The organism is Xylanimonas oleitrophica (assembly GCF_003244315.1).
In the GTDB taxonomy this organism is placed as follows: Bacteria; Actinomycetota; Actinomycetes; order Actinomycetales; family Cellulomonadaceae; genus Xylanimonas_A; species Xylanimonas_A oleitrophica.
The window spans coordinates 263,277-281,151 of record NZ_QKWH01000001.1 but is presented as its reverse complement, the minus strand read 5'-3'; the positions used below and the strand labels follow the sequence as shown (position 1 = coordinate 281,151).

The 17,875-nt window shown below is 71.3% G+C and carries 14 protein-coding genes and 1 pseudogene; 5 read left to right on the top strand and 10 right to left on the bottom strand.

Going from position 1 to position 17,875, the window contains the following annotated elements:
• Nucleotides 1-77: 77 nt before the first annotated feature.
• The gene (locus DNL40_RS01325; protein ID WP_111249426.1) at nt 78-1,898 is read right to left on the bottom strand and encodes an ABC transporter family substrate-binding protein; all 1,821 of its coding nucleotides are present in this window, start codon (nt 1,896-1,898) and stop codon (nt 78-80) included.
• Between the two features lie 361 nt (nt 1,899-2,259).
• Between DNL40_RS01325 and DNL40_RS01320 the strand changes: the two genes are divergently transcribed.
• The 3 genes and pseudogenes from DNL40_RS01320 (at nt 2,260) to DNL40_RS01310 (ending at nt 4,470) form a co-directional block, all read left to right on the top strand.
• Nucleotides 2,260-2,796: a phosphoribosyltransferase family protein gene (locus DNL40_RS01320; RefSeq protein WP_111249425.1), complete on the top strand. Its 537-nt coding sequence runs from the start codon at nt 2,260-2,262 to the stop codon at nt 2,794-2,796.
• Nucleotides 2,797-3,137: 341 nt separating this feature from the next.
• On the top strand, nt 3,138-3,539 hold the full coding sequence (locus DNL40_RS16130) for a nucleotidyltransferase domain-containing protein (RefSeq protein ID WP_146251989.1): 402 nt from the start codon (nt 3,138-3,140) through the stop codon (nt 3,537-3,539).
• A pseudogene (locus DNL40_RS01310) lies at nt 3,536-4,470 on the top strand (IS5 family transposase). Before DNL40_RS16130 ends, DNL40_RS01310 begins: the two are co-directional and overlap by 4 nt.
• A 7-nt stretch (nt 4,471-4,477) precedes the next feature.
• Here DNL40_RS01310 and DNL40_RS01305 read toward each other — a convergent pair.
• The 7 genes from DNL40_RS01305 to DNL40_RS01275 form a co-directional block, all read right to left on the bottom strand.
• Nucleotides 4,478-4,858 (bottom strand): CPCC family cysteine-rich protein, encoded by a 381-nt coding sequence (locus DNL40_RS01305; RefSeq protein ID WP_111249423.1) that lies wholly within the window; start codon nt 4,856-4,858, stop codon nt 4,478-4,480.
• Between the two features lie 402 nt (nt 4,859-5,260).
• Nucleotides 5,261-6,250 carry a phosphotransferase gene (locus tag DNL40_RS01300; protein ID WP_111249422.1) on the bottom strand — a complete coding sequence of 330 codons (990 nt, stop codon included), beginning with the start codon at nt 6,248-6,250 and terminating at the stop codon, nt 5,261-5,263.
• A 203-nt stretch (nt 6,251-6,453) separates the two neighbouring features.
• On the bottom strand, nt 6,454-7,008 hold the full coding sequence (locus tag DNL40_RS01295) for an AAA family ATPase (protein WP_111249421.1): 555 nt from the start codon (nt 7,006-7,008) through the stop codon (nt 6,454-6,456).
• 67 nt (nt 7,009-7,075) lie between these two features.
• Nucleotides 7,076-8,161, bottom strand: coding sequence for a redox-regulated ATPase YchF (gene ychF, locus DNL40_RS01290; protein WP_111249420.1), 1,086 nt, complete (start codon nt 8,159-8,161; stop codon nt 7,076-7,078).
• Nucleotides 8,162-8,218: 57 nt separating this feature from the next.
• Entirely contained in the window at nt 8,219-9,280 is a 1,062-nt protein-coding gene (locus DNL40_RS01285) for a GNAT family N-acetyltransferase (RefSeq protein ID WP_245885559.1), read from the bottom strand.
• Between the two features lie 151 nt (nt 9,281-9,431).
• A complete protein-coding gene (locus DNL40_RS01280; protein WP_111249419.1) occupies nt 9,432-11,030 on the bottom strand; it encodes a hypothetical protein in 1,599 nt (532 codons plus the stop codon).
• The gene (locus DNL40_RS01275; RefSeq protein WP_111249418.1) at nt 11,000-11,866 is read right to left on the bottom strand and encodes an ABC transporter ATP-binding protein; all 867 of its coding nucleotides are present in this window, start codon (nt 11,864-11,866) and stop codon (nt 11,000-11,002) included. Before DNL40_RS01275 ends, DNL40_RS01280 begins: the two co-directional genes overlap by 31 nt.
• Before the next feature lie 166 nt (nt 11,867-12,032).
• On the opposite strand from DNL40_RS01275, the gene DNL40_RS01270 reads away from it, so the two are divergent.
• Nucleotides 12,033-13,559, top strand: a complete 1,527-nt coding sequence (locus DNL40_RS01270) for a DNA recombination protein RmuC (protein WP_111249417.1) — start codon at nt 12,033-12,035, stop codon at nt 13,557-13,559.
• 139 nt (nt 13,560-13,698) lie between these two features.
• On the opposite strand, the gene DNL40_RS01265 is transcribed toward DNL40_RS01270, so the two are convergent.
• The gene (locus DNL40_RS01265) at nt 13,699-14,742 is read right to left on the bottom strand and encodes a 4-hydroxy-3-methylbut-2-enyl diphosphate reductase (RefSeq protein WP_111249416.1); all 1,044 of its coding nucleotides are present in this window, start codon (nt 14,740-14,742) and stop codon (nt 13,699-13,701) included.
• 121 nt (nt 14,743-14,863) lie between these two features.
• Between DNL40_RS01265 and xseA the strand changes: the two genes are divergently transcribed.
• A complete protein-coding gene (gene xseA, locus DNL40_RS01260; RefSeq protein ID WP_111249415.1) occupies nt 14,864-16,117 on the top strand; it encodes an exodeoxyribonuclease VII large subunit in 1,254 nt (417 codons plus the stop codon).
• 47 nt (nt 16,118-16,164) lie between these two features.
• Here xseA and DNL40_RS01255 read toward each other — a convergent pair whose 3' ends face one another.
• Entirely contained in the window at nt 16,165-17,784 is a 1,620-nt protein-coding gene (locus tag DNL40_RS01255) for an ABC-F family ATP-binding cassette domain-containing protein (RefSeq protein WP_111249414.1), read from the bottom strand.
• Nucleotides 17,785-17,875 lie beyond the last annotated feature (91 nt).

Sequence of the window (17,875 nt, the reverse complement as noted above, 5' to 3'; positions counted from 1 at the left end):
GACCCCTGCCCCCTGCGGTGCGGCACGTCGGCCGACGAGGGCCGGGGCACCGTCACCGGTGCCCCGGTCGTCTCACGTCAGGAGGCGCGAGACCACTGCTCGGCGTTCCAGACGGCACCGCTCTGGGCGGCGCTGTCACGGACGTTCTGCAGCGTCGAGCTGTAGGCCGCCACGCCCGGGTGGGCGAACAGCGGGATGCCGTACAGCGTGTCCCACAGCTTCTTCTCGATGATCTTCACCTGCTCGGTGTGGACCTCAGGGTCGGCCGAGGAGGCCAGGGTCTCCCAGGCGGCGTCGACCTCGGCGTCGGAGTACTTGCCGTAGTTCTGGGTACCGGTCGAGGAGTAGATGTTCTGGCCCGAGGCGATCTGGCCCGAGCCGGCCCAGGCGAACAGCGCCACCTCGTAGTCACCGTTCGGCAGGACCGTGTCGAAGAAGTCCGCCGAGCCGACGTCCTGGACCTCGAAGCCCACCTGGTCGCACGAGGCCTTGATCGACGCGACCTCCTCCGCGCGGCGCGGGTTGGGGGCCGAGTAGCCGATGCGGACCTGGACCGGAGCGGTCGCGCCCGCCTCCTCGAACTTGGCCTTGGCCTGGTCGAGGTCGACCTGGTCGTAGCGGCCGTCGTAGGCCGCCTCGACGACCTCGTCGTAGCCGTCCTGGAACGGGAAGACCTCACGGGCGTTCATGACCTCGGCCGAGTCGTCGACCGGCTTGATCAGGTTGTCGACGATCTCCTGGCGCGGCACGCAGTAGGCGAACGCCTCGCGCAGCGGCAGGCTGTCGGCGAACGGACCGGCACCGAAGTTGAAGTCCAGGTGCTCCCACGTGAGCGTCTGGCCGGTGGTGATGGTGATCGAGCTGCCGATCGCCTCGAGCTGGGCGACGGTGTCGACCGTGGCCTGCGGCTCGATGACGTCGAGGTCACCGTTCTGCAGCGCCTGGACGTGGGTGTCGGCCGGCGCGAAGCGGAACGTGAGCTCGCGCGTGGCGGCCGGGGTGCCCCAGTAGTTCTCGTTGGCGGTCAGCGTGATCGACTGACCGGCGACCCAGCCGCCCTCCTTGAAGGTGTACGGGCCGGAGACGGGGACCAGCGCCGGGTCGGGCAGCTCGCCCGGGGTCTGCGAGAGCCAGCCGGTGTTCCAGAACTCGGCGGCCGGCTGCAGCACGGACATGTCGAGGTTGTGGATCGCCTCGACGAGCTGCTCGGTGGAGACGCCGGCCTGCTCGGCCACGACGTGCGCGGGGAACGGACCGCTGATCTGGATCTCCCAGTCGGCGTAGACGCGCTCGTAGTCGTACTGGAACGACTTGGCGTCGGCCGAGTCGGCCTTCGGGCCCTCGGGCACGTAGTCACCCAGGGTGAGACCCGAGATGTGGTTGAACAGGGCCGTCTCGCTGCCGTCTGTGGTGACGGTGCCGTCGGTGGTGATCGCCTGGGCGGCCCAGTCGAGCAGGAAGTCGGCGTACGTGATGGGCGTGCCGTCCGACCAGGTGGCGTCGTCGGCGATCGTGTAGCGGACCTGCAGCGGGTCCTCGGAGATGGCCTCGTACGTGCCGAACGCCTCGTCACGGCAGACCGACCCGTCCACGCCCCAGTACCAGAACCCGCCGATGAGACGGTCGGTCACGGCCGTGTTGTAGGTGGAGTAGGTCTCCGGGGTGTTGGAGTTGTACCCGAGGAACTCGGCCTCACCGACGGAGTAGCTGATGTTCCCGTCGGCGGTCTCGACACCGCCCAGGTCGGGCTTGCAGCTTCCGGTGGGCTCGACGGTCGCGGCGGTCGGGCTCGTGTTCCCGTCCGCCTCGTCGTTCTGAGCAGGGCTGGTGCAGGCCGAGAGCAGCAGGGCTCCGGCGGCGAGCGCCGAGACGGCGGCTCCGGCACGAGTGATTCTCACGTGAACTCTCCTCTGGGGACGGGCACCCGACTGGCAGCGAAGCGTGACCGGGGTCACCCCTCGCTCGGGTTCCGCAGAACATACGAGGCCGACTGTCCACGATGTGAGCTTTCCGGCAGTCGCAACCGGATCGTTACCGAGTTGATTGCGACCTGAATCACAACTGTTACTCACTTAACAGCCCGTTAACAGTTGGCATCGAGAGGCTCGGGTGCTGTAACACGCCAACCTTCGATGCTCACCGGCGGCGCCCACGCGTGTCACCAGATTTTCCGGCCGGGCCCCGGCCGCACCCCGAGGTCCCGGCCGCGGGCCGCCCCGCCGACCGTCCGACCCGGCCCGCACTCCCCTACCATCGAGCGTGCTCCGCTCCCGCCTGCACGAGGGCTTCCGCTGGCTCGGTGACGCGACCGACCCGGACCTGCGCGCCGACCCGACGGGCTGGTGGCGCGACGCTGACCTGCTGGCCGGACTGGGCCCCGCGCTGGCAGCCCTGTTCTCCGAGACACCGCCGTCCGTGGTCACCGGGCCCCAGTCGCGCGGATCCCTGCTCGGCACCCTCGTCGCGGTCCACCTCGGCGTCAGCTTCGTCGAGCTCCTCAAGGATCCCGGCCCCGCCGCCGACTCCGACGCTTGGCTGCAGGTCCCCGCCCCGCCCGACTACCGCGACCGTCACCTGCGGCTGGGCGTGCGCCGCAACCTGCTCGGCCCTGGCGACCGGGTGCTCTTCGTGGACGACTGGGTCGCCACCGGCGCGCAGGTGGAGGCGGCGCACACGCTGGTCGCGCGCAGCGGCGCGGCCTGGCTGGGGGCCGCCGTGATCGTCGACGCGGCCGAGCGCTCCCACCTCCGGCGCAAGGTGGACCTGCGCAGCCTGCTGCACGTCCGCGAGCTGTAGCGAGCCCGCCTCAGACCGAGCGCGTGCCGACCTCCGCCTGGATGGCACGGATCGTGGCCCCGGCCGCCTTCACGGCGACCAGCCTCTTGGCGATCTCCTCGGCCGCGCTGACCCGCCCCGCGCCGTACGCCGGCGTCCCCGATGCGGTCCCGTGCTTCGGCGTCGGCCCCGAACAGCGGCAGCACCCGCTCGGCGGAGGCGGCCGCCCAGCGCGCGACCGCGGGCGTCGGAGCGAGGACGGGCTACACGTTGAAGCGGAACTCCACCGAGTTCCGGCACGGAGGACCATCTGCGGGCAGTGGGGCGACGATGGGGCATCGCCCGCTCGCAAACTGCGGCGCATGCTGAGCCACGCTGAGACCGTTCGTCTGTACGGGCCCTGGCGAGGCCGCACACCTTCGGACGCCGCCCACCTCCTGCGCGACTACTCGCGACGCTGGTGGATCGCCGGCGGGTGGGCGATCGACGCGTTCAGCGGAACCGCTCGTGAACACGGGGATCTCGACATCAGCATCCCCCGCAGCGACCTCAGCGCATTCGTCGCATTTATGAACGGCCGACTCGACGTGTGGGCCGCCGCCGGCAGCCTCACCCCGATCACCGACAACGCGCACGCGGCTGTCCCCGACGCCTGCGGCAACCTCTGGCTCCGGGCAAGTGGCGCAGATCCTTGGGAGTACGACGTCCTCCTAGGGCGTGTCTCCCATATTCGTGAGTCGGCGCGCTGCATAGTCGCCGCGTGACGTCGACTCGGTTCCAGTCGCTTACGGATGCGCAGTGGGAGCGGATCGAACCGCTGCTGCCCTCGAACTCCGGTCAGCGTGGCCACCCGTTCTGGGACAACCGGAAGGTGGTCGAGGGGATCATCTATCGATACCGGACCGGGATCCCCTGGCGAGACCTGCCTCGTGAGCACTTCGGGTCGTGGAAGACGGTGTGGAAGCGGCACCGCCGGTATGCGGGTGACGGAACGTGGGACAGGGTGCTTGCCGGGTTGCTGGCAGCCGCGGACGCTGAGGGCAAGATCGACTGGACAGTGTCGGTGGACGCGACGATCAACCGTGCGCACCAGCACGCGACGAACACGACCCGCCCGGATCAGGACACAGGGGGCACGAGCGAATCACACGAATCCATCTGACGGGTTCGTCCCCGGCTCGCTCGGCGGGAAGCGTGAACCTGCGGGTCACGGCATCGGTAGGTCGCGTGGCGGGCTGACGTCCAAGATCCACCACGCGGTGGACGGGCGGGGGCGTCCGTTGGCCGCGGTCATCACCGGCGGGCAGCGCAACGACGGTGCCATGCTCACCGAGGTGCTCGCCGACATCCGTGTCCGGCGCTGTGGGACGCGGCCGTCCGCGCACCACACCTAACGCTGTAATTGCCGACCGCGCCTACGCCACCGGACCCGTTCGGGAGCACCTGCGCTCCCGTGGGATCAAGGCCGTCATTCCCGAGAAGAAGGACTCCGCCGCCGCCCGCCTGCGCAAGGGCTCAGCCGGCGGGCGTCCACCGGCACTGGACGCGGAGAAATACAAGCGGCGCAACGTCGTGGAACGCGGCTTCGCCCTGACCAAGCAATGGTGCGGGCTGGCGACCCGCTACGACAAACTCGCCATCACCTACCGTGCCGCTGTCGTCCTGTCCGCTTGCATCGTGTGGACCAAGGTGTGACCGGTCCTCAACTGCGACGCCAGTAGGTCGGCCGCCACCAGTACAACGTCGTGCGATCCTCGGGCCACGGCGCGCTGCGGACCGACCAGGGCTCGAACCTGTCGACGGCCGGATCGAGGGGACGCCAACCAGCGTCGACTGGTTCAGACAATGTTGCAGCGCGCACCATCCGGACAAACCGGGGCTCGATCGCCCCGAGGTCGGCGTAAGCGCGCTGAGCATCGATCAGGGAAGGTCGGTTCGCGCCACCGCTCCAGTCCGGCCACCGCAGTTGAATTGGATCGTCTTCCCAGAAGCACACATCGCAGATCTCGAAGCTGCCCGGCGGCTCGCCGAACACTAGGTGCCCACAGCACGGGCACGGGTAGCTCGGCTCACCTACGTCCACGAGCGCTCAGCCTCGCCACCCGACACCCGCTGGTCAACTCAATGGGAGACACGCCCTAGACAGCGTCGACGGCGACACATGGCGCTTCAAGCGGGATCGCACGATCTCCCGACCCATCGACCAGACACTGTGGACCTCGGAGGGGATCCTGCATCTGCGTCCGGAGGTCCAACTTCTCCTGAAGGCGAAACACGTTCGTCCACAGGACACGCACGATCTGAAACGATGCCTGCCTGCGCTCGATGCGAGCAGTCGGGAATGGCTGAGTCGGTCACTACAACGAGCACACCCCGGTCACCCCTGGCTCGACCTCATGCAGGCGTTGTAGGACTTGAACTCGACCGGGTCCTGGGGCGTTCGATGTACCCGAACACTCGGAGCGCGTGACAGGGATGCCGTGCTCTAGACGTTGGTGAGTGTGGCTAGGTGGTCGAGTGCCGCGGGTCTCCAACCAGTCGGATCGTCGCCGGGCGGGACGAAGGCCAGGGAGTACCAGAGCACCAGGACGTTCCACCACTGACGCTCCTCCGGCCCCAGTGGCTGGACTGACTGGTATCCCGCAAGGAAGGCTGTGCGCACCTCGGCAGTAACCGGACCCCAATCGTGGAATTGCGTTCCCAGCAGCACCGCAGATCGTGCAATCTCGTCGATACGAAAGTCGAGCCGAACCTCGTCGAAATCGATGAAAGCGGTAATTACAGGGCCATCACACAGAATATTCGCCGAGCGAATGTCGCCATGGACGAGCTGGTGTCTTGCAGGCACTCGGGGCGCGTCAGCAGCGATCTTTCGCAGTGCAGCGCACGCTTCCGGCGGAACGTGCTCACCTGCGGTCTTCAACCACTGGTCGATTCGGGCAGTGAGTGGCTCAGGCTTCGAGAGCCAGGTGGCGAGGTCCCCCGCCTCGGGATAGGACTCGAGCGCCCGATGCAACCGGGCCAGCGCAGCGCCAGCGGCGTGAACCTGCTCAGCATTATCAACATCGAGATGCTCGCCAACGATTTCCTGCTGCAACCCCATCGAGGCGTCCCCCAGCTGCACCTGAGTCTCGCCATCCAGTGCAGCGACCGGGACGGAGACCGGGAGATCGCGGGAACCGAGCCATGCGGTCAGCCGTGCGATCGCAGAGAGACGCTTGAAGCGCTCAGGGGTCACTGACCACTTGGCGATAAACGGGCCATCCGGGCCGACAACCCAGGCGAGGGCGTTGCGGTCACTCATCACAAGCCGCTCGCAAGAGGTCACCTCGATGTCCCAGTGAGTCTTCAGGGCTTCGGCCACCCAACGACCAGCAGACAGGGCATCTGGGAAGCCGAAACGCTGCTGAAGAGCGGCCACCGGCTCATCGGACTCCCACAGCATCGCTAGCTGCGGGGTCAGCGATCGGCTCATGCCGCAATTCAAGCACGCCCCGGCGACAACGGTCGGGCCGCCAGGCGCAGCAGACCCTCACTGCGCCGGCCCGGGTGGCAGAGACGGAGGCGGAGGAGTAGATCCGCCCGCCACGGCGGTCGTCAGCGGTCCACGGCCACGCCGCCCTGCTGCACCGCGGCGCACGACGCTGGCTGCTCACCTGGTGGCAAGCTCGGCCCCACCTAGGAAGATCTAGGCGGGAGCAGGAAGTCCCTGCTCAAAACAGCGTTCCAAACAGCGCTGCCCGTCTTTGACGGCGACTGATCCGTGGAGTCGATGACGTGACCCTCGTAGTCTCCGAGGTCCTCGAACTGCGACCACATCACATCGATGGGCTCCGCCTCGACCAGCGCTTCCGGCGCTGTCCGCCCCTGCGCGCGCTGAAGCGTCTCAGTGCGACCCGGACGGAGCACGACGTAGTGAACCGCCGGGACATTCTGGCTGTTCTCAGTAGGCACGAAGTGGTTGATCATCCACGGCCCGACGATGCCATCCACCACGGTCACGAACCCGCCTTCGGCGTATGCGAAAGCCGCGTCCCGGATCACTCGCATCACCGTCTGATTCTGCTCATCGGACTCCGGCAGGTAAGGAGGAATCGCACCAGCCGCGATGTATCTCCAGAAATCATCGGTATGCAGATGCACAGCGCGGTCGTACTGTCGGGCCAGCTCGCGTGCCGTGGTCGACTTACCTGCGCCCGGAGGACCGGTCAGAACGATGACATCGGCAACCACGACCCAACCCTACAACCCGAGCACGTTCTACCTGCCGCCGTTGAGAGTTCCCACGCCAGGACACGAATCATGTATTGAAGCGGAACTCAACGACGTCGCCGTCCTGCATGACGTAGTCCTTGCCCTCGACACGTGCCTTGCCCGCCGCGCGGGCCGCCGCCACGGAGCCGGCCTCGACCAGGTCGTCGAACGAGATGACCTCGGCCTTGATGAATCCGCGCTCGAAGTCGGTGTGGATCACGCCGGCCGCCTGCGGCGCCGTCCACCCCTTGCGGATGGTCCAGGCGCGCGACTCCTTGGGGCCCGCCGTCAGGTAGGTCTGCAGGCCCAGGGTCTCGAAGCCGACGCGGGCGAGCTGGTCGAGGCCCGCCTCCGCCTGGCCGTTGGCCTCCAGCATCTCCCGGGCCTCGTCGGGTTCGAGCTCCACCAGCTCGGACTCGAACTTGGCGTCGAGGAAGATCGCCTGGGCGGGCGCCACCAGCTCGCGCAGCTCGGCCTGCATGGCCTCGTCGGCCAGGCCGGCGTCGTCGGTGTTGAAGACGTAGATGAACGGCTTGGCCGTCATGAGCTGGAACGAGGCGACGTCGGCCAGGTCGAGACCGGCGGCCTTCGCGCCCTGGAAGAGCGTGGTGCCCTGCTCCAAGATCTCCTGGGCCTTCTTGCCGGCCTCCAGGAGGGCGGGGTCGCCCTTCTTGATCTTGACCTCCTTCTCGATGCGCGGCAGCGCCTTCTCGAGGGTCTGGAGGTCGGCCAGGATCAGCTCGGTCGAGATGGTCTCGATGTCGCCGCGGGCGTCGGTGGATCCCTCGACGCGCACCACGTCGGGGTCGGAGAACACCCGGGTCACCTGGCAGATCGCGTCGGCCTCGCGGATGTTCGCGAGGAACTTGTTGCCCAGGCCCTCACCCTCCGAGGCGCCCTTGACGATGCCCGCGATGTCCACGAACGACACGGTGGCCGGCAGGATCCGCTCGCTGCCGAAGATCTCCGCGAGCTTCTCCAGCCGCGGGTCCGGCAGGGGCACCACTCCCACGTTGGGCTCGATCGTGGCGAACGGGTAGTTCGCCGCGAGCACCTGGTTGCGGGTCAGAGCGTTGAAGAGCGTGGACTTGCCGACGTTGGGCAGGCCGACGATGCCGATGGTGAGAGCCACGTCGGAAGAGTCTACGGGTCGCGGCCCGCCCCGCGGCCGGGAGGGCCGCGACGACCGTCATCTCACCTCGACGTCCTTGTGCCACGACTCGGTGGCGTAGGCGGTCTCCCAGCCGAGCGAGGTGTACAGCCCGTCGGCCCCGGTGGGGCTGTCGGCGTCGACCTCGAGGCTCACCCGGCTCCGCCCGCGGCGCGCGGCGTCCGCGACGACGGCGTACAGCAGCCCCTTGGCCACGCCGCGGCCGCGCGCCCGCCGGTGCACGCCGATGTACTCGACGTACGTGCCCGGGTCGTCGGACTCCGGCGCGGTGACGGACGCCACGAGGGCCCCGGCCGGCAGCGGCGGGGCCTGCGGGTCCTGCGGGTCGTCGACGAACGCCAGCCACCAGTGGTCCCACCGGTGCCCCGGGTCCTCCCGCAGCCGCTGCAGGAACTCGGCGAACCCCTCCCGGTAGGAGTTGAAGTGGTCCTGGAAGGAGTCCTCCAGCACCTGGTGCACCGTCTGGAGGTCCACGGCGACGGGGACGCCGTTCTCGTGCGCGGCGACGCGTCGCACGGTCACCCCGGCGCGGGGCGGCGGGAACGCCCCGTCCTCCGCCTCGGCCGGGCTGACCGGGCGGCGCATCTGCAGCCAGGTGCGCACGTGCTCGTAGCCCGACGCCGCGAGCCAGCGCCGCTGGTCGGCGTCGTCCGCGTAGGGGCCGGCGTCGAGCTGGGCGGCGCCGACGCCGCGCAGGGCGGCCAGCTCGCGCCCCTGCGCGTCCACCCAGGCGTACATTCCCGCCGCTACCGCGTCGGGGTCGGGGCCGGACCGGTCGACGCGCACCTCGACGACGACGCGGCCCGCCGCCCGGTCGTGCACGGAGGCCCACCCGCGCACGGTGCCCTGCGGGTCCACCGCCACGGCCTGGCGGCGCGTCCACGACCGAGGGCCCGCCACCTCGCCCGCCACGGCACCCGGGTCGGGCGTCCCGCTGCCGGTGGCGGCACGGCGCTCGGCCGCCGCCAGGTCGGCCAGCACCGGGACGTCGTCGAGGTGGGGCACGCGCGCCGTCCACCCTGCGGGGAGGGGCACGTCGAGCGGGGCGGGCACGGTCATGGGCAGGTCGTCGTCGGGCACCCGACCAGTCTTCCAGCGGACGAGCCACCACACCCGGCCAGCCCCGCGCTCCCACCCGCGCACCCATCGGCCGGACCCCACGACAGCCGGCCCCACGACGGCGCGGGTCTCACGACGGCGCGGGCCCCGCCGTCGTGAGACCTGAGCCCTCTCAGGCGTACGACTGCACGCGCTGGAGCAGCTCCGGGGCACGCCGGTCATAGGTGGCGGCGCCCCAGCGGACGCCGAGCACCAGCACCAGCACCCCGAGGGCCGGAGCCACTACGAGCGTGACCCACCCGAGCACCGGGCTGGGCAGGAGCATCGCCAGCAGGGCGAGGGTGAGCGCCGGCGCGGACAGCAGCAGCGTCAGGCCGCTGCACACCGCCTGGGCGAGCATCGTGGCGCCCGTCGCGCCCTGCGGCTGCTTGAGCGGGCTCTCCCCCGGCTTGGCCACCGGGTAGAGCCACCGCACGGCCACCGCGCTGGAGACGCCTGTCGACAGCGCCAGCGTGCCCAGGCTCAGGCCGAGCAGCGCCGGCAGCGCGCCCCAGCTGCCGGTCACGGCCGTCGAGACCACCGCGTAGGCCGACACGAGCGGCGTCCCGATCAGCAGGACGGGCAGGGCACGCCCCCACCGGTCCGCCCGCCCGGCGGTGCCGGTGGCCACGTGCAGCGCGAACGCCGTGTGGTCGTAGGCGATGTCGTTGGAGATGCTGAACCCGAGGACCCACGCGGTGAGCGGCGCCAGCATCAGCACCACCACGCTGGCACCCGGTCCGGCGCCCTGCCCCGCGAAGATCATCACCACGGGCAGGAGGGGGATCACCGCCATGGACGCCGAGTAGCGCGGGTCGCGCCGCCAGTAGGTCAGCGCCCGCGCGGCGACGGCACCGGTCGGTGTGGCGGGCAGCCGTCCCAGCATCCCGAGCCCCTTGCCCCGTGCCCCGCTGGAACCGCTCGTGCTGGGCGTCTCCAGCGTGCGGCGCAGCGCCCGGTCCCACACGGCGGCGGCCAGGGCCAGCGTGAGCAGCCCGACGCCGAGCCGGCCCGCCGCCGAGCCCCACGCGCCGTCGTGCACGGCGGCGGCGAAGCCCCACGGCGCGCCGAGCGGCGTCCATGCCACCACGGCGGCGAGGTCGCGGAGCACCGGACCTGTCGCGTCGCCGTCGACCGCGAACCCGCTCGCACGCTGCGCGAACCACCCGAACGCGGGGCCCACGAGCATGAGGGGCACGAGCGCCGCGACCGCCAGCACCTCGCGCGAGCGGCGAGACTCCAGCAAGGGCGCCAGCGCCGTGGTGACGGCACGGGACCCCACCACGCACAGCGCCACGGCGAGCACCGCACCGACCAGCGCCGCGACGAGGGCCGCCGGGCTGCGCCACCACGCGAAGGCGACGCCGAGGGCGGCGAGCGCCGTCGTCAGGCCTGGCACCGACACGACCCCCGCCACGGTCAGGCCCGCGAGGAGCGACCGGCGCGGGATGCCGTAGGTGACGAAGCGGTGCGGGTCCAGGGTGGCGTCCACGCCGTAGGCGAAGACGGGCACCACGCACCACGCGAGGACGACGACGGCGCCCACGACCACCAGCACGGCGCCCGTCGTGACCGGGTCCACCGTGCCCCCGGCGACGGCTCCCGCCACCGCGAGGGCCACGAGGAACAGGCCGTAGGCCCCGCCGGCGATGATCCCGATGGTCTGCCACACGCTCCGGCGGAGCGTGTTGGCCATGAGGGTCAGCTTGAGGCGGACGAGCTGCGCAACCACGCCAGGCCCTCCCCGTCCTTGCGCCCGCCGACCAGGTCGACGAACCGGTCCTCGAGGCTCTGCTCGCCCCGCACCTCGTCGACCGTGCCCGCCGCGAGCACGTGCCCGCCCGCCACGACGGCGACGTGCGAGCACATGCGCTGCACGAGGTCCATGACGTGGCTCGAGACGACGACGGTGCCGCCGTCGTCCACGTACCCGCGCAGGATGTCGCGGATGTTGGCGGCGCTGACCGGGTCCACCGCCTCGAAGGGCTCGTCGAGCACGAGCACGCGCGGCGCGTGGATGAGGGCGGCGGCGAGGGCGACCTTCTTGGTCATGCCGGCCGAGTAGTCGACGACGAAGGTGTCGCGGTCGGCGACCAGGTCCATGGCGACCAGGAGGTCCTCGGCGCGCGCCGCGACCGTCTCGCGGTCGAGCCCGCGCAGCAGACCTGCGTAGGTGATGAGCTGGGCACCGGTGAGACGGTCGAAGAGCCGCACGCCGTCGGGCAGCACGCCCAGCAGGCGCTTGGCGGCGTCGGTGTCGGCCCACATGTCGGTGCCGAGCACCGTGGCGACGCCGAAGTCCGGGCGCAGCAGGCCCGTCGCCATCGACAGGGTGGTGGTCTTGCCCGCCCCGTTGGGGCCGACCAGGCCGTAGAACGAGCCGGCGGGGACGTCGAGGTCCACGCCCGCGACGGCGATCTTCTGCCCGAAGCGCTTCCACAGGCCGCGCAGGCTCAGCGCGGCGGACGGGTCAGGCGGGGCGGCGGGTGCGGCGGGTGCGGCGGGTGCGGCGGGTGCGGTCGCAGGCCCGGGAGGGCCGGCCGGCGTAGGGGCGCTCAGGGGGATCACCTGTTCGTCGTGAGGTCGGCGGTGCTGCTCGTGTCAGTCGTGACAGTACGCAGTCGCCCCTGCCTCTCGCCAAGCCCTCCACAGGCGGCGCCTGCGCCCGGGCGGGTTTCACCCGTGCGGCGCGGGCACCCACCTCCGTGTCGGTGCCCCGTGGGACGCTGCGGGCATGACGACGACGACCTGGATCTGCCTGCTGCTGGGCGCGCTCGCCGTGGGCGTGCTGGTGGGCTGGCTCGTGGCCGCCAACCGGTCCGGCGCCGCACGCCGCTCGGCCGACATCGAGCTGGCCCGCGGGCACGCCGAGATCGAGGGGCTGCGCCGCGAGGCCGCCGGCCTGCGCGAGCAGCTCGACCTCGTGCGGGACGAGGCCGAGCGCCGTGTCGCCGAGGCCCGCGCCGACGCCGAGCGGCGCCTACAGGCCCTCAAGGAGGAGTCGGAGCAGCGGCTGCGTGCCGTCAAGGAGGACCAGGAGGCGGAGCGGCAGCGCTTCCAGTCCGTGGCGGGGCAGGCGCTGGCGGCCAACTCCCAGCAGTTCCTGGAGCTGGCGCAGCAGACCCTCAAGGCCTCCACGGTGAAGAACGAGGAGGTGCTGGTCCAGCGCGAGCAGGCCTTCAAGGCGCTGGTCGAGCCGCTGAGCAAGGCGGTCGAGAAGGTGCGTGAGGAGGTCGCCGAGGCGGAGAAGGCCCGCATCGAGGGCCACTCCACGCTCTCGGAGCACCTGCGCCGGCTGGCCGAGGCCAACGCCGAGCTGCACAAGGGGACCAGCGACCTCGTCACCGCGCTGCGCTCCTCCCAGACGCGCGGCGCCTGGGGCGAGCTGCAGCTGCGTCGCGTCGTCGAGGCCGCCGGCATGCTGCAGCGCGTCGACTTCACCGAGCAGGCACAGGTCTCCACCGACGACGGCCTGCTGCGCCCCGACATGGTGGTGCACCTGGCGGGTGGCAAGAGCGTCGTCGTCGACTCCAAGGTCGCGTTCCTCGGCTACCTCGAGGCGCAGCAGGCCACCGACGAGGACTACCGCCAGCAGCGCCTGGACGCCCACGTGCGGCACATGCGCAAGCACGTGGACGACCTGGCCGCCAAGAAGTACTGGGACCAGTTCTCCCCCGCGCCCGAGTTCGTGGTGATGTTCGTGCCTGCCGAGGCGTTCTTGTCCGCGGCGGTCGAGCGCGAGCCCGACCTGCTGGAGTACGCGGCGCGCAAGAACGTCATCGTGGCCACGCCCATGACGATGGTGGCGCTGCTGCGCACCGTCGCCTACGCCTGGCGGCAGGACGCCCTGGCTGAGAACGCCCAGAAGGTCCTCACCGTCGGCAAGGAGCTCTACTCCCGCCTGGTGACGATGACCGGCCACATCACCAAGACCGGGCGAGCGCTGGAGTCGGCCACCAAGAGCTACAACTCGATGATCGGCTCGCTGGAGCGCAACGTCCTGACCTCGGCCCGGCGCATGGTCGAGCTCGACGTGGTGGACGAGAAGGACGACATCGAGGAGGTCAAGGGCATCGAGGAGGTGCCCCGGCCCATCACCAAGCCCGAGCTCCTGGCCGCGGAGGAGGAACGGGTCGTGGCCATCGACACGGTCTCTGTCACGGAGCGCACAGCCACCCTCGAGCAGCTCGTCGCAGCCGACCAGCGCGCCCTCGACGAGGCGGCCGATCGCGCCGCCGACGACGAGGTCGCAGCAGGCTGAGCCGCGGCGGGCCGAGCCGCGGCGAACCGGCCTGCCCCGGCAGCACCGAGCACGACGACGGCCGCCTCCCTCATCGTGGGGAGGCGGCCGTCGTCCGTGGTGCGCCTCCAGGCGCGGCGCAGTCCTGCCGGGCCGGACGTCAGACCGGCGTCACGGGGAGCGACGTGCGCTGCTCGCGGCGCGGCCGCTTCTCCTCCTGACCGGCAGCCTTGAGGCCACGAGCCAGCTCGCGCGGCAGGGAGAACATCAGGTCCTCCGTGGCCGTGCGGACCTCCTCGACCTCACCGAACCCGTGAGCGGCCAGGTGCTTGATGACGTCCTGCACCAGGATCTCCGGGACGGACGCGCCCGAGGTGACGCCCACCGTGGTGGCGCCCTCCAACCAGGCGTCGTCGATCTCCGCGGCACGGTCCACGCGGTAGGCGGAACCGGCACCCGCCTGCAGCGCCACCTCGACGAGGCGCACCGAGTTCGAGGAGTTGGCCGAGCCCACCACGATGACGACGTCGGCCTCCGGGGCGAGCTTCTTGACCGCGACCTGGCGGTTCTGCGTCGCGTAGCAGATGTCGTCGCTCGGCGGGTCCTGCAGGGACGGGAACTTCTCGCGCAGGCGGCGCACCGTCTCCATGGTCTCGTCCACCGACAGGGTGGTCTGCGAGATCCACACGACCTTCGCCGGGTCGCGCACCACCACCTGGTCCACCTCGTCGGGCGAGTTCACCACCTGGACGTGGTCGGGCGCCTCGCCCGCCGTGCCCTCGACCTCCTCGTGACCGGTGTGGCCGATCAGCAGGATGTCGTAGTCGTCCTTGGCGAACCGCACGGCCTCCTTGTGCACCTTGGTCACCAGGGGGCAGGTCGCGTCGATCGTGTCGAGGCTGCGCGCGGCGGCAGCCTGGCGCACCGCGGGCGAGACCCCGTGGGCGGAGAACACGAGGCGGGCGCCCTCGGGCACCTCGTCGGTGTCGTTGACGAAGATCGCGCCGCGCTCGCGCAGCGTCTCGACGACGTGCTTGTTGTGCACGATCTCCTTGCGCACGTACACGGGCGCGCCGTAGGTGTCCAGGGCCTTCTCGACGGCGACGACGGCCCGGTCCACGCCGGCGCAGTAGCCGCGCGGGGCGGCCAGCAGCACACGCTTCGTGGAGGTGGCGGTGGTCGGGTCGCTGGTCGTGACGGTCACCCGGCCAGTCTAGGTGGAGTGCTGTGACCGGCTCCCGGGCGGAGTTGTCCAGATTCGGTGAACGCCGTCACTCGCGGGGACCGGTCGCCGGCCTGTGGGCGGCGTCAGGCATGCTGGGCGCGTGACCGACCAGCCCGATGCCACCCCCCAGCCGCTGCCCGAGAAGGCCGCCGACACGACGGCGCAGCGCCCGTGGCCGGTGCGGCTGCTGGCGGACAAGATCCGCGGGTACGTGGACCGGATGTCGCCCGTGTGGGTCGAGGGCCAGGTGGTGGAGCACACGTACCGGCCGACGTCGGGCATGCAGTTCCTGACGCTGCGCGACACCGACGTCGAGGCGTCCCTGCCGGTGCACATGCTGACCCGCATCATGGGCGCGCTGCCGGCGAGGCCGGAGAAGGGCGACCACGTGGTGGTGCAGGCCAAGCCCGAGTTCTGGGTCAAGACGGGGCGCATGTCGATGCGGGCCACCGACGTACGCATGGTGGGCGTGGGCGAGCTGCTGGCACGCATCGAGCAGCTGCGGCGTGTGCTGGCGGCCGAGGGCCTGTTCGACGCCGAGCGCAAGAAGCCACTGCCGTTCCTGCCCCGTGTGGTGGGGCTGGTGTGCGGGCGCGAGTCCAAGGCCGAGCACGACGTCGTCGTCAACGCCCGTGCCCGGTGGCCGCAGGTGCGCTTCGAGATCCGCGAGGTGGCGGTGCAGGGCGTGAACGCGGTGCGCGAGGTGAGCGAGGCGATCGCCGAGCTGGACGCGATGGCGGACGTCGAGGTCATCGTGGTGGCGCGCGGCGGCGGCGCGGTCGAGGACCTGCTGCCGTTCAGCAACGAGACGCTCGTGCGCGCTGCCGCAGCAGCGCGCACGCCGCTGGTGTCCGCGATCGGGCACGAGACGGACGCGCCGCTGCTCGATCTCGTGGCCGACTACCGTGCCTCGACCCCCACGGACGCGGCCAAGCGGGTGGTGCCCGACGTCGCTGAGGAGCGCCTGGGCGTGGAGCGGTGCCGCCGCAGCATGCGCAGGGCGATCACCGAGATGCTGGACCGTGAGCAGCGGGGGCTCGACGGCGTCCGCTCGCGCCCGGTGCTGGCCCGCCCGCAGACGATGCTCGAGGCGCGTGAGCGCGACGTCGCCCATGCGCTGGGCCGGGCACGCCACTGCCTCGACGCGGCGCTGCTGCGCGCCGCCGGCGAGGTGGGCCGGCTGGAGGCTCAGGTGCGGGCCTTGTCCCCTGCGTCCACGCTGGAGCGCGGCTACGCCGTCGTGCAGCGCCAGGACGGCCACGTGGTCCGCGAGCCCGACGAGGCAGGACCGGGCACGCGGGTGCGCCTGCGCCTGGCGCGCGGCGAGCTGGCAGCCACCGTCGACGGCGACTGAGCGGGGGGACGCGCCCGGCCCGGCTCGCGCGGCCCGGGACGCACGCTTCAGCGCGCCCGCTCGACCCGCCGCTCGTCCCAGACGGGTTCCGGCGTCTCGCGGACGACGCCGTCGGACCCGAACACGAGGAACCTGTCGAACGACCGGGCGAACCAGCGGTCGTGGGTGACGGCCAGCACGGTGCCCTCGAACGCCTCCAGCCCCTCCTGGAGGGCCTCGGCGGACTCCAGGTCGAGGTTGTCCGTGGGCTCGTCGAGCAGCAGCGCGGTGCAGCCGCTCAGCTCGAGCTGCAGGATCTGGAAGCGCGCCTGCTGGCCGCCCGAGAGGCGGTCGAAGGGGCGCTCGGCCGCCGCGGTGAGCTCGTATCGCCGCAGCGAGGACATCGCGGGCCCGAGCTGGAGGGCGTGGTCGGCCCAGAGGATGTCGACGAGGGTGCGCCCCGCCAGCTCGGGGTGGGCGTGCGTCTGGGCGAAGTGCCCGGGCACCACGCGGGCCCCGAGCCGCCACGTCCCTGTGTGCGCGACGTCGCCCCCGGCCAGCAGGCGCAGGAAGTGGGACTTGCCGGAGCCGTTGGAGCCGAGCACGGCCACCCGCTCGCCGTAGAACACCTCGAGGTCGAACGGCTTCATGAGCCCGGTGAGCCCCAGCCCCTCGCACGTCACGGCGCGCAGACCGGTGCGTCCGCCGCGCAGCCGCATCGTGATGTCCTGGTCGCGCGGCGGCTCGGGCGGCGGGCCGGCTTCCTCGAACTTGGCCAGGCGTGTCTGGGCGGCGCGGTACCGCGAGGCCATCTCGTGGCTGACGGCGGCCGCCTGACGCAGGGTGACCACGAGCTTCTTGAGCTGGGCGTGCTTCTCGTCCCACCGGCGGCGCAGCTCCTCGAAGCGGGCGAACCGCTCCCGCCGCGCCTCGTGGAAGGTGGCGAACGAGGCGCCGTGCACCCAGGCGTCAGCACCGGTGGGGCCGGGTTCGAGCGCGACGATGCGGTCGGCGGCACGGGCCAGCAGCTCGCGGTCGTGGCTCACGAACAGCACCGTCTTGCGGGTGGCCCGCAGCTGCTCCTCCAGCCAGCGCTTGCCGGGCACGTCGAGGTAGTTGTCGGGCTCGTCGAGCAGCAGCACCTCGTCGGGGCCGCGCAGCAGGGCCTCCAGGACGAGCCGCTTCTGCTCGCCGCCGGACAGGGTGCGCACCTCGCGCCACTGGGCTCGCTCGTACGGCACGCCGAGGGCCGCCACGGTGCACTCGTCCCACAGCGTCTCCGCCTCGTAGCCGCGGACGTCGGCCCAGTCCGCGAGCGCCTGGGCGTAGGCCATCTGCGCGGGTTCGTCGTCCACCTCCATGACGGCCTGCTCGGCGGTGTCGACGGCGCGGGCGGCGTCGCGGATCTGCGGGGGTGCCACGGACACCAGCAGGTCGCGCACCGTGGACGCGTCGCGCACCGAGCCGACGAACTGCGGCATGACGCCGAGCCCGCCGGTGACGGTCACGCTGCCGGCGTCGGGGGCCAGCTCCCCGGTGACCAGGCGCAGCAGCGTCGTCTTGCCGGCCCCGTTGGGGCCGACCAGCGCGGTGGCGCTGCCCTCCCCCACCCGGAACGAGACGTCGTCGAGGAGCGTGCGGCCGTCGGGCAGCACGTACTCGACGTGCGCCACCTCGAGATGTCCCATGCGGGTGATGGTCTCCGGCCGGGCGCGCCCCGGGCAAACGGATAACGACCGCGGCCGACGCCGAGATCGACGCCGAGGTTGTCCCCGGGGT